This is a genomic window from Janthinobacterium sp. GL_088, assembly GCF_057837845.1.
In genome coordinates, this window is record NZ_CM174453.1 from 2,286,047 (window position 1) to 2,298,194 (window position 12,148).

The 12,148-nt window shown below is 63.8% G+C and carries 7 protein-coding genes; 5 read left to right on the forward strand and 2 right to left on the reverse strand.

Going from position 1 to position 12,148, the window contains the following annotated elements:
- Positions 1 to 168: 168 nt before the first annotated feature.
- On the forward strand, positions 169 to 2,727 hold the full coding sequence (gene rpoD, locus AC3IQ7_RS10525) for an RNA polymerase sigma factor RpoD (protein ID WP_099380560.1): 2,559 nt from the start codon (positions 169 to 171) through the stop codon (positions 2,725 to 2,727).
- 191 nt (positions 2,728 to 2,918) lie between these two features.
- Here the strand turns inward: rpoD and AC3IQ7_RS10530 are convergent, their stop codons facing one another.
- Both AC3IQ7_RS10530 and ppc read right to left on the reverse strand, forming a co-directional pair.
- The gene (locus AC3IQ7_RS10530; protein WP_158301374.1) at positions 2,919 to 4,676 is read right to left on the reverse strand and encodes a PAS domain-containing sensor histidine kinase; all 1,758 of its coding nucleotides are present in this window, start codon (positions 4,674 to 4,676) and stop codon (positions 2,919 to 2,921) included.
- A gap of 176 nt (positions 4,677 to 4,852) precedes the next feature.
- Entirely contained in the window at positions 4,853 to 7,693 is a 2,841-nt protein-coding gene (ppc, locus tag AC3IQ7_RS10535) for a phosphoenolpyruvate carboxylase (RefSeq protein WP_489209421.1), read from the reverse strand.
- 243 nt (positions 7,694 to 7,936) lie between these two features.
- Between ppc and hemC the strand changes: the two genes are divergently transcribed.
- Genes hemC through AC3IQ7_RS10555 form a run of 4 tightly spaced genes read left to right on the forward strand, consistent with a single transcriptional unit; the run spans position 7,937 to position 12,074 of the window.
- A complete protein-coding gene (gene hemC, locus AC3IQ7_RS10540; RefSeq protein WP_489209423.1) occupies positions 7,937 to 8,941 on the forward strand; it encodes a hydroxymethylbilane synthase in 1,005 nt (334 codons plus the stop codon).
- A complete protein-coding gene (locus AC3IQ7_RS10545; protein ID WP_489209425.1) occupies positions 8,934 to 9,716 on the forward strand; it encodes a uroporphyrinogen-III synthase in 783 nt (260 codons plus the stop codon). The genes hemC and AC3IQ7_RS10545 overlap by 8 nt, the downstream gene beginning before the upstream one ends.
- The gene (locus AC3IQ7_RS10550) at positions 9,713 to 10,873 is read left to right on the forward strand and encodes a uroporphyrinogen-III C-methyltransferase (protein WP_489209427.1); all 1,161 of its coding nucleotides are present in this window, start codon (positions 9,713 to 9,715) and stop codon (positions 10,871 to 10,873) included. Before AC3IQ7_RS10545 ends, AC3IQ7_RS10550 begins: the two co-directional genes overlap by 4 nt.
- A gap of 4 nt (positions 10,874 to 10,877) precedes the next feature.
- Positions 10,878 to 12,074 (forward strand): heme biosynthesis protein HemY, encoded by a 1,197-nt coding sequence (locus tag AC3IQ7_RS10555; protein WP_071653290.1) that lies wholly within the window; start codon positions 10,878 to 10,880, stop codon positions 12,072 to 12,074.
- Positions 12,075 to 12,148: the final 74 nt, after the last annotated feature.

Sequence of the window (12,148 nt, forward strand, 5' to 3'; positions counted from 1 at the left end):
CCGCTCCCCATGACGGATGCGCGGGCTTTGAACGTCCCGATAGACAGGCGCCGCTGCCGTTAACACGGCAGCCGCAACAATACGCTCCATCGAGTCCGGTTTCGCAGGCTTAGGTGGAATCATTCACTTCGCGCCGACACCATCTGGTCTCGCATTAAGAGATATCTCATGAAGAATACGCCAAAAACTTTAACGTTGTCCGCCAAGGCGCCACGCCCAGCCGCGGCGCCACTTGCCGTACCCAAAACGACTTTATCTTACTTCATCGATAATGCGCAAGCGAATCCGGAAGCCACCGTCACGACGGCGCCGACCGTCGTCACCGTGGTGAAGAAAAGCCGCTCGCGCCTGGCTGCCGTGCCAGCGGCCGAAACGGCTGCGGAAGCGGCCGTCAGCGCCCCGGCCGCCGAGGCTGTTGCCGACGTGGCCGAGGCCGCTGAAGCGGCACCGGCCAAGACGCCGAGCGTGAAGATCGCCCCTGGCGCCAAGGCTCCGGCCGCGCCGCGCAAGGTCAGCGAAAGCGCCGCCACGAACAAAGTGGTGACGGCAGCCCGTTCGAAAGTCGTGCGCGCCAAGCCTGAAGCGGCGCCCGTGACCATCATCACTGGCGCGCAAGTGGTCAGCAAGACCACGGACGCCGATGCTCTGGCCGCCATCGATACCTCGAATTACTTCCTGCCGACCGTCAAGGTACCTGGCCGCCGTGGCCGCAAGCCAAGCGAATTCACGCCGGAAAACGATGAAGTGGCAGCACTCAACGCCGTCGAGCGCGCCGAACTGAAGGCCGTCTCGAAAGCGCGCGACCGCAAGGCCAAGGGCGGCCTGGCGGACGCACTGGGCGATCCGGAAGCATCGGCAGCGGACCTGGAACGCCGCCGCAAGCAGATCACGGGCTTGATCAACATGGGCAAGGAACGCGGTTTCCTCACCTATGCCGAGATCAATGACCAATTGCCAGAAAACATCATCGATCCGGAAGCCATCGAAGGCATCATCGCCACCTTCAATGACATGGGCATCGCCGTCTACGAGCGCGCTCCTGACGCGGAAAGCCTGTTGTTGACTGACAACGTCGCCACCGTCACCAGCGACGATGAAGTGGAAGCGGCTGCCGCGACCGCCTTGTCGACGGTCGATTCCGACTTCGGCCGCACCACCGACCCCGTGCGCATGTACATGCGTGAAATGGGCGCCGTGGCGCTGCTGACGCGCGAAGGCGAGATCGAGATCGCCAAGCGCATCGAAGGCGGCCTGAAGGACATGATCCAGGCGATTTCCGCCTGCCCGACCACCATCGGCGAAATCGTTGCGCTGTCGCAAAAAATCGCGCGCGACGAAATCAAGGTCGATGAAGTGGTCGACGGTTTTGTCGATCTGAACGAAAGCAATGCCCCGGCGCCAGCCGCTGCCGCCGCGCCTGCCGCCGCCAGCGGTGACGACGAGGAAGAGGAAGAAGAAGCCGAGGAAGAAGACGGCGACGCCAATGGCGGCGCGGCCGGTTTCTCCAGCGAGCAATTGGCCCAGCTGAAAAAGAATGCGTTGGAGAAATTCAACGTCATTTCGACGCAGTACGACAAGATGCGCAAGGCGCCCGAGGGTTACAACTCGAAAGCCTACATCAAGGCGCAGGAAGCCATTTCGCAGGAATTGCTGGGCATCCGCTTCACGGCCAAGGTCGTGGAAAAGCTGTGCGACACCTTGCGCGGCCAGATGGAAGAAGTGCGCCACATCGAGCGCGCCGTGCTGGAACTGTGCGTGAACAAATGCGGCATGCCGCGCGCCCACTTCATCAAGGTGTTCCCGGGCAATGAGTGCGACCTGGAATGGGTCGACCGCGAAGTCGATTGCAAGTATCCGTACAGCGCCATCCTCAGCCGCAACGTGCCTGCCGTCAAGGAACTGCAAAAGAAGATGATCGACTTGCAAGCCCGCGTGGCCTTGCCGCTGGCGGACTTGCGCAAGATCAACAAGCAGATGGCTGCCGGCGAAAAGCGTGCCCGTCACGCGAAACGCGAAATGACGGTCGCCAACTTGCGCCTGGTCATTTCGATCGCCAAGAAATACATCAACCGCGGCTTGCAATTCCTCGACCTGATCCAGGAAGGCAACATCGGCTTGCTGAAGGCTGTCGACAAGTTCGAATACCGCCGCGGCTACAAGTTCTCGACCTACGCCACCTGGTGGATCCGCCAGGCGATCACGCGTTCGATCGCCGACATGGCCCGCACCATCCGCGTGCCGGTGCACATGATCGAAACGATCAACAAGATGAACCGCATCTCGCGCCAGATCATGCAGGAAACGGGCAGCGAGCCGGACCTGGCGACCCTGGCCGTCAAGATGGAAATGCCGGAAAACAAGGTGCGCGAGATCATGAAGATCGCGAAAGAGCCGATTTCCATGGAAACGCCGATGGGTGAAGATGGCGATTCGCAACTGGGCGACTTCATCGAAGACAACACGACCCTGGCGCCGCTGGACGCCGCGCTGCACGCATCGATGCGCAACGTGATCAAGGAAGTGCTCGATTCCCTGACGCCGCGCGAAGCGAAAGTGCTGCGCATGCGTTACGGCGTGGAAATGTCGAACGACCACACCCTGGAAGAAGTGGGCAAGCAGTTCGACGTGACGCGCGAGCGTATCCGTCAGATCGAAGCGAAAGCCATGAGCAAGCTGCGCCAGCCTTCGCGCTCGGACAAACTCAAAACCTTCCTCACTCAAAACTAGAGACACCTGTCAGAACCTGCTGCGCGTCGTGACTTGCGGCCTGCGATGCTCACCGTACTCAAGTACGGTTCCGCGTCTCGGCCACAATTCACTTCCGCTCGCGACGGTTCTGTCAGGCGTCGTGATTGCAGTTGTAATTAGATTCAATAAGAAGAGGCGCAAGCCTCTTTTTTTTTCGCCTTGGAATTGTCCTAGGCTTCGATGGGCTGGCTTTTGGCGATCGGCAAGCGGATGGCCAGCGCCGTGCCCTGGCCCTGCTGGCTGTCGATGCGCAGTTCGCCACCCAGGGCGTGGACGCGTTCGCGTATGCTTTTCAGGCCGAAGGCGGCCTTTTTGCCGTGGGCGTCCGGCTGCATGCCGATGCCGTTGTCGCTGATGCGCAGCATGATGGCGTCCGTATCTTGCGCCAGCGCCACTTCCACTTCGCTGGCCTGGGCGTGGCGCACGATGTTCGACAGCGATTCCTGCAGCACGCGGAAGATGGCCGACGTCTGGCGCTGGTCCAGGCCCAGGTCGGGCGCCTCGCTGTCGAGCGAGAGCTGGTAGCGGATGGCGCCACGGCTTTCCATCTGGCGTATCAGCCATTCGGCTGCCGGGCCAAGGCCCAGCTCCAGGGTGCTGGGATGCAAGTCATTGATGATGGTGCGCACGGAGCGGATGGTGGCGTCGATGGTGTCGAGCACGCGCTGGGCATGGCGGTGCAGGCGCGGATGGGTCCTGGCCGTGCGCGCATGCAGCAGCGACACGTCGATGCGCAGCACCATCAGGTTCTGGCCCAGGTCGTCATGGATGTCGAGCGCGATGCGGCGCCTTTCTTCTTCCTTGATGGTCTGCTGGTGGTCGGTCAGTTCGCGCAACTGGGCCAGCGTGCGCTGCAGATTCTCCTCGTTGCGCTTGCTTTCCGTGATGTCGATGCCCATGGCGATGATCATCTGCGGCCGGCCCTGGGCATCGAAGATGGGTTTTTTATGCGTCTGCAGCAGGCGGTTTTCCTGCAGCCGCGCGTTCCACACCAGTTCTTCGCGGATCACCACCTGGCGGCTGGCAAACGCTTCCTGGTCCGCCGCGTGGAACCCCTGGGTCTGGTCCGAGGGAAAGTGCTGCACGTCGCGTCCTTCGGCGATATCCTGGAATCGCACGCCCCATTGCTGCTCGCAAGCCTGGTTCATCAGCAGCATGCGCGAATCGGCATCCTTCAGGAACAGTGACAGGGGCATCATGGAAATGATGTCTTGCAGCCGCTCTTCGCTGCGCGCCAGGGCCGCTTCCGTTTGCGCGCGCATGGCGATTTCCGCGGAGAGCTGCAGATTGACATCGAGCAGCTGGGCCGTGCGCAGGGCCACGCGGCTTTCCAGCTCCGCATGGGCGACGGTCAAGGCGTGTTCGGCCCGCTTGTGTTCCGTGATGTCGCTGGCCAGCACGAGGGCGCCCGTCAGGCTGCCTTGCGGGTCGTACAGGCAGCGGCCGCTGATCATGGCCCAGCGTTCCGAGCCGTCGCTGTGACGGTACTGCAATTCTCCCATGCAGCTATCCGTGGCTGTCTGGCGCAGCGGACACAGGCGCAACAAGGTCGCCTCGTCGTGGAATTCGCTCATCTTGTGGCCCAGCAGCTTTTCCGCCGGGATGCCCAGCATGTCGCACAGGCGCTGGTTGAGATGCAAGATCGTGCCCTGCGCATCCGTTTGCCACATGCCGTCCTGTGCCGCCTCGCTCAGGTCGCGGTAGCGCATGGCGCTGGCGTCGAGCTGCTGGCGCGTGCTGGCGAGGCGGGCGCGCAGCCTGCGCATCAGCCACATGGCTGTGCCGGCGGCGCCCGTCAGCAGCAGCGACAGCCAGATGTGTTCCCAGAAGTCGAGCTGCTGCCAGGCGGCGCCCGCCAGCCAGCCCAGCATGATCAGGATGAGGGCGGCGCATGCCGAACTCAGCGTTTCAATCGACCATTTGCTCATCCGCGTTCCTGGCGTCATGGTTGGCCGCTGCGGTGCGCCTGGCGCCGAAGAGGGAAAAGTATCCGACGCTAGTGTAATACCAATTGTTGTTTTCTTGAGAATATTTTTCCATTGGGCAAGCAAAAGGGCCGGCCCTTGCGGTGCCGGCCCTGTTTGCCGATGGCAAGGTGACGCGATCAGCCCGTGTTGCGCAAGCCCGCCGCCACGCCATTGATCGACAGCTGGATGCCGCGATGCACCCGTTCGTCGACTTTGCTGGCGCTGGACAGGGCGCGGTTGCGCTTGATCAATTCCACCTGCAAGTGATTCAGCGGGTCGAGGTAGGCGAAGCGGTTCTGGATCGAACGGGCCAGCAATGGATTGCCCGCCAGGCGTTCGGTATTGCCGGTGATCAGCTCCAGGCAGCGCAAGGTGTTGCCATGCTCGTCCGTGATGCGCTTGTAGATGCGTTCGCGCAAGCCCTGGTCCGCCACCAGTTCGGCATAGCGCGAGGCAATCGCCAGGTCCGTCTTGGCCAGCACCATGTCCATGTTCGACAGCAGGGTGGCAAAGAATGGCCATTCTGCATACATGGCGCGCAGGGTAGCGATCCTGTCATCCTGCGCGGCGCCGTCGGCCTGCTTGATCCACGCTTCGATGGCGCTGCCGAAGCCGAACCAGCCCGGCAGCAGCAAGCGGCACTGGCCCCAGGAAAAGCCCCAGGGAATGGCGCGCAAGTCTTCGATGCGCTGGTTGGCCTTGCGCGAGGCGGGGCGCGAACCGAGGTTCAGTTCGGCGATTTCCGCAATCGGCGTAGCCGAGAAGAAATACTCCGTAAAACCCGGCGTTTCATACACGAGGTGGCGGTAGGCGTGATAGGCGAGGTCCGACAGTTGCGCCATCACGGCTTCGAACTGCGCCAGCTGGCCGTTGCGGGCCGGATTGGCTTCCTGCGGCGCCAGGCTCGCTTCCAGGGTGGCGGCCACCAGCAATTCCAGGTTGCGCCGGCCGATTTCCGCGTTGGAGAATTTCGAGGCGATGATCTCGCCTTGCTCCGTCAGGCGGATCTGGCCATTGACGGTGCCCGGCGGCTGGGCCAGGATGGCTTCGTAGCTGGGTCCGCCGCCACGGCCCACCGTGCCGCCGCGGCCATGGAACAGGCGCAGCTTGACGCCGGCCTTCTGGAAGTCGGAGACGAGCGCCAGTTCCGCCTTGTACAGTTCCCAGTTGGACGTGAGGAAACCGCCGTCCTTGTTCGAATCGGAATAGCCGAGCATGACTTCCTGCAACTGGCCCTGCTTGGCGATCAATTGCTTGACCAAAGGCAAGGCCATGACCTGGCTCATGATGCCGGCCGCGCGCTGCAGGTCGGGGATCGTTTCGAACAGGGGGATGACCATCAGCTCGCAGCTGCTGTCGCCAGTTTGCCAGTCGGTGCGCAGCAAGCCCGTTTCCTTTTGCAGCAGCAACACTTCCAGCAAGTCGGACACGGTTTCCGTGTGCGAAATGATGTAGTTGCGAATCGCCCGCGCGCCGTAGCGCTGGCGGATGTCGCGCGCCGCGCGCAAAATCGCCAGCTCGGAATCCGTTTCCGTGGCATAGCTGATGTAGGGCGAGTACAGCAGGCGCGGTTGGGCCAGTTCATTCAGCAGCAGCGCTTGCTTGTCTTCCTCGGACAGGGCCGAGTAGTCGTCGGCCACGCCGCTTTGCGCGAACAGGTCGGCCAGCACGCGCTCGTGCACGTCCGAGGTCTGGCGCATGTCGAGCGAGGCCAGGTGGAAGCCGAAGATGTCGGCCGCGCGCGCCAGGGTGGCCAGGCGCGGGCGCACGAGGGCCGCGCCGTGGTGCGATTCGAGCGAGGCGACGATGGTGCGCAGGTCGGCGACAAAGGCGGCCGCGTCCGGATAGGCGGCGGCCGCGCCCACTTCCTTGCGCAGGATGTTGGTGGCGCCCAGCGCGCGGGCCGTGGCGGCCAGGCGCGCGTAGATGCCGATCAGGGCGCGGCGGTACGGCTCGTCGCTGCGGTGCGGCGAAGCGTCCGGCGACTGGTCGGCCAGCGCCTGCAGTTCGGCGCTCACGCCCACCATCAGGGTCGAGACGGACAATTCCGCGCCCAGCGCATGCGCTTCGTCGAGGTAAAAGTCGAGGATGGTGGTGGCGTGGCGCGCCAGCGCGTGCTGCATGGTGCCCGCGTTGACGTTCGGGTTGCCGTCGCGGTCGCCGCCGATCCAGCTGCCCATCTGCACGTAAGCGGCGTTGATCGGTTCGATCGTGCCATCGCCGTTCGGGTACTCGGCGGCGATATCGTCCTCGATGTCGTCATACAGGCCCGGCAGTTCGCGCAGGAAGGTGATACGGTAGTAGGACAGGGCGTTTTCGATCTCGTCGGCCACCGTCAGCTTCGAGTAGCGCAGCATGCGCGTCTGCCACAGGGTGGCGACGCGCGAGCGCAGCAGCTGCATGTTGGCGTGTCGCTCTTTTGGTGTCTGCGGCAGGTCGCGCTCGGCCAGCAGGCGGGCGATGTCGTGCTCGGCGTCGAGGATGCTCTTGCGCTGCACTTCCGTCGGGTGGGCCGTCAGCACGGGGGCGATCAGGGCGTCCTGGAAGAAAGTGTCGACCGTCTTGCGCGGCACGCCGGCGGCGCGCAGTTTTTTCAGCGCGAAGCTGACGCTGCCCTTTTGCGCTGGCGAGCCGGCCAGCAGGTGGGCGCGGCGGCGGCGGATGTGGTGCTGATCTTCCGCAATGTTGGCCAGGTGCGAAAAATAGGAAAAGGCGCGCACGACGGAAATCGTCTGTTCGCGGCTCAGTTCCTTCAGCATGGCGTCGAGCTCCAGCGCGGCGCCCGCGTCCGCTTCGCGGCGGAAGCGCACGGAGGTCTGGCGTATGGTTTCCACCACATTGAAGACGGCGTCGCCTTCCTGTTCCCGCAGCACGTCGCCCAACAGGCGGCCCAGCAGGCGGATGTCTTCTTTCAGCGGCGCGTCCTTGTCGGAGCCGGCCGCTGGAACTATTTCTGGTGCTACTGCGTCATTGAGCATAATAAAGAACCAAAGTAAGTGTAAAAGCAAGGGAATGTGGATCGCACCGGGCGTTTGGCCGCAGAGGGGAGGGGGCGCATGATAAAATTTGTGGTCTTCAACATGGACGCTAGCCTGACTTGGCCTTCTAGGCCAAGGGATAACGATTATAGCGACGCCGGGCGCCATTCCGATACAAATTGATATCGGACGGGCGAATTGGCAACGATAATGACAACGACAGCCACAGCGAAAGAACTTGTTTTGAAAGCATCCGAATTGACCCCGAACGAATTGAATATTCCTGCCCGCCTGGTGATCGCCACGCGCGAGAGTCGTCTTGCCATGTGGCAAGCTGAACACGTGCGCGCACGCCTGGCCGCCCTGTATCCGCAGTGTAGCGTTGAAATTCTCGGCATGACCACACGCGGCGACCAGATTCTGGACCGCGCCTTGTCCAAGGTAGGCGGCAAGGGCCTGTTCGTCAAGGAGCTGGAAGTGGCGATGGAAGAAGGCCGCGCCGACCTGGCCGTGCATTCGCTGAAAGACGTGCCGATGGAGTTGCCGGAGGGCTACAGCCTGGCCGCCATCCTCGAGCGCGAAGACCCGCGCGACGCGTTCGTGTCGAACGACTACGCCAGCCTGGCCGAGCTGCCGCACGGCGCCGTCGTCGGCACCAGCAGCCTGCGCCGCCAGTCGCTGATCGCTGCGCGCTATCCTCATCTGACGATTCTGCCTCTGCGCGGCAACCTCGATACGCGTTTGGGCAAGCTGGACCGTGGCGATTACGCCGCAATCATCCTGGCCGCCGCCGGCCTGAAACGCCTGGGACTCGAATCGCGCATCCGCGCCGTGCTGGCGCCGGAAGACAGCCTGCCAGCGGCAGGTCAGGGCGCCATGGCGATCGAAATCCGCAGCGGCCGTGCTGACGGCGCCGACCTGGTGCGCTTGCTGGCGCCGCTGAACCATATTGATACGGCGCAAGCAGTCACGGCCGAGCGCAAGGTATCGAAGATTTTCGGCGGCAGCTGTCAGATTCCGCTGGCCGCGTTCGCCACCGTCGAGGGCGAACAGATGCGTTTGCGCGCCATGGTCGCCACGCCGGACGGCGCGCGCATGGCCAGCGCCGAGCTTGAAGGCCCGGCCAGCGCGCCGGAACTGCTGGGCGAACAGGTGGCCGAACTGCTGCGCGGGCAAGATGCCGCCGGCATCCTCGCCTCGTGCGCCGTTACCCCCGACAACCATGAAGGCCTGGCGCCGCATGCCTGACACCGTGGTGATCACGCGGCCCGCGCAACAAGCGGGGCCGCTGGCCGCCCGCATCGCGGCGCTGGGGCTGCCCGTGCAACTGCTGCCGCTGCTGGAAATCCACGCGCTTGACGGCGAGCAGGAATGCGCGCAGCTGCAAGCCGTGCTGGCGCGCCTGATGGAATACGACCTGGTGGCGTTCGTCTCGCCCAACGCCATCGATTGCGTCTTTGCGCACTTGCCCGCCTGGCCATCCGGCCTGCCGCTGGCCGTGGTGGGCGAGGGCAGCAAGACGGCCTTGGCCGCGCATGGCGTCACGGATGCCAACGCCAGCATTACCAGTCCGCTCGATACGGCGCGCAGCGATTCCGAACATTTATTGCTGGCGCTGGACTTGCCGGCCCTGCACGGCAAGCGCGTGCTGATCGTGCGCGGCGATGGCGGACGCGATTACCTGGCCGACGGCTTGCGCGCGGCCGGCGCCGAAGTCGAGTTCGTCACGGCTTACCGCCGCAAGGTGCCGACGCTGACGCCGGCCTTGCGGGCGACCCTGGAAAACCTGTTGCAGCATAATAATGACTGGATCATCACCAGCTCGGAAGCGCTGCGCGGCTTGCTGGCGCTGCTGGACGAAATGGATGGTAAAAAGGCGGCTGTTGTGAAAATGCAACAGCAGCATCTGATCGTGCCGCACGCCCGCATTGCACAAACGGCGGCGGCCCTGGGTTTTGCCCGTGTCACCCTGACAGGATCAGGCGACGCAGGAGTGCTCGCCGCGTTACAATCACGACCATGAACGAAATGCCTACACTCTCCGAACCGAATGCAACGCCTGGCAGCGCCGTGAAGACGGCGCCGCAGGCGGCCGACCAACCCGCTGGCCGCGCGCCGAGCCTGCTCGAACAGCTGCAAAAGCCCATGAGCGTCGCCGTCATCGTGCTGGCCGTGCTGCTGGCTGCGCAAAGCTGGTCGACCAGCAAGCAGATCCGCAACCTGCGCGAAGAAGTGGCCAAGCGCCTGCAAAAAGGCGATGTCAGCAATGCCGAAACGGGCGTGCTGGCGCGCAACGTGCAAGAAGGCACGAAAGAGCTGCAAATCAAGGTGGGCGCGCTGGAAAACCGCCAGAGCGAAACGCAAAGCCAGCAGCTTGCGCTGGAACAACTGTATAACGACTTGTCGAAGAACCGCGACGAGTGGGCGCTGACGGAAATCGAGCAAGTGCTGTCGACGGCCAGCCAGCAGCTGCAACTGGCCGGCAACGTGCCAGGCGCGCTGATCGCCCTGCAAAACGCGGACCGCAGCCTGTCGCGCTCCGACAAGCCGCAATTCATCACCATCCGCCGCGCCATCGGCCGCGACATGGAAAAACTCAAGGCCCTGCCCAGCGTCGATTCGACGGGCGTGGCCCTGCGCCTCGATGCCGTGATCGCCCAGATCGACTCGCTGCCGATGCTGTCCGATGAAACGCCTGCCTTGCCGGCCGCGCCGGAAAAGCCGGGCAAGGCCAAGGCCGGGGCCAAGCCCGTGCGCGATGCCAGCGGCAAGCTGGTGGGACCGCCCGCGCCGGAACCGCTGCTGCAAAAAGTGCGCGACGGCTTCAATACCTGGAGCGGCGACATGTGGGCCGACGTGCGCCAATTGATCCGCATCCGCCGCGTCGATACGCCGGAAGCGCTGATGCTGTCGCCGACGCAAGCGTATTTCTTGCGTGAAAACGTCAAGTTGCGCCTGCTCAATGCCCGCATGGCCTTGTTGTCGCGCAATGAAACGGCATTCCGCAACGACTTGATCGCCGCCCAGGATGCGCTGGCCAAGTATTTCGACACCCGCGCCAAGAGCACGCAGACGGCGCAAGCCCTGCTGCGTCAGGTGCAGGGCAGCAACCTGGCCATCGAAATGCCAACCTTGTCCGACAGCCTGACGGCTGTGCGCAACTACAAAGCGAAGTCCTGAGCCCATGCGTCTATTTCTCTGGTTACTCGCCCTGATGGCCGCGGCGATCGGTATCGCCGTGACGGCCCGTTTCAACCCCGGCAATGTGGTGCTGTTCTACCCGCCGTACCGCATCGATTTGTCGCTGAACTTCTTCCTGCTGCTGCAGGTCGTGCTGTTCGTGCTGCTGTATCTGCTGGTGCGCGCCGTGCGCGCCACCGTACGCATGCCGGCGCAAGTGGCGGCCTACCGCCAGCGCAAGCGTGAGCGCGACGGCAACAAGGGCTTGCGTGAAGCCTTGAAAGCCCTGTTCGAAGGCCGTTTCGGCCATGCCGAGAAGGCTGCCTTGCGCGCCGCCGAGCTGGAAGAAAACGCCGGCCTGGCAGCGCTGATCGGCGCGCGCGCCGCGCACCGCATGCGCCAGTCCGAACGCCGCGACAGCTGGCTGTCCCGCGTCGAAGGCGATGCCAGCCTGAAGACGGCCCGTTTGATGACGGTGACGGAATTGCTGGTCGACGACCACCAGCCGGAAGCTGCCTTGGCCGCCGTGCGCGAACTCAATGCCAGCGGCACGCGCCACATCCACGCGCTGCAATGGTCGCTGAAAGCCGAGCAGCAGGCGAAGAACTGGCCGGAAGTGCTGCGCCTCGTGCGTTCGCTCGACAAGCACCGCGCCCTGCATCCGGCCCTGTCGTCGCGCCTGCGCGAACTGGCGTACGACCATTTGCTGTCCGACCCATCGCATGACGCGGAATCCCTGATGCGCGTGTGGTCGACCGTGCCAAGCGCGGACCGGGTCAAGCCGTACATCGCCTGCCGCGCCGCCACGGCCCTGAATGCGCGCGGCCTGCATGACGAAGCGCGCCTCGTGTGCGAAGAGTCGCTGGCCGCCGACTGGGACGAGCGCGTCGTGCGCGCCTACCGCGAAGCGGCGGCCCCGAGCGGCACGCCGGCCCTGCTGCTGCAGATCGAGCATTGCGAGCAATGGATGAAGCAGCGTCCGCTGGACGCGGAACTGGCGCTGACCCTGGGTACCCTGTGCCTCAAGCAAAAACTGTGGGGCAAGGCCCAGCGCCACCTGGAGCAGGCTTTGTCGGACGCGAACGAGCCGCAGATGGTGCGCGACGCCCACCTGAAGCTGGCGCAGATGCACGACGCCTTGCAGCAGACGGAACAGGCTGCCGCGCATTACCGGCAGTGCGCACTGGCTACCATCCTGTAAGCCACTTGTTTCTTCAGACGTAAAAAAGCCGTTCAGTGCAGACTGAACGGCTTTTTTTTGCGCTGCTACTTTGC

What these genes read in the sequence shown, in the direction of transcription:
- ppc (WP_489209421.1), bottom strand. Translation starts at nt 7,693, where the DNA reads ATGCTCAATGACGCAGTAGCACCAGAAATAGTTCCAGCGGCCGGCTCC.
- rpoD (WP_099380560.1), top strand. Translation starts at nt 169, where the DNA reads ATGAAGAATACGCCAAAAACTTTAACGTTGTCCGCCAAGGCGCCACGC.
- AC3IQ7_RS10550 (WP_489209427.1), top strand. Translation starts at nt 9,713, where the DNA reads ATGAACGAAATGCCTACACTCTCCGAACCGAATGCAACGCCTGGCAGC.
- AC3IQ7_RS10555 (WP_071653290.1), top strand. Translation starts at nt 10,878, where the DNA reads ATGCGTCTATTTCTCTGGTTACTCGCCCTGATGGCCGCGGCGATCGGT.
- AC3IQ7_RS10545 (WP_489209425.1), top strand. Translation starts at nt 8,934, where the DNA reads ATGCCTGACACCGTGGTGATCACGCGGCCCGCGCAACAAGCGGGGCCG.
- AC3IQ7_RS10530 (WP_158301374.1), bottom strand. Translation starts at nt 4,676, where the DNA reads ATGAGCAAATGGTCGATTGAAACGCTGAGTTCGGCATGCGCCGCCCTC.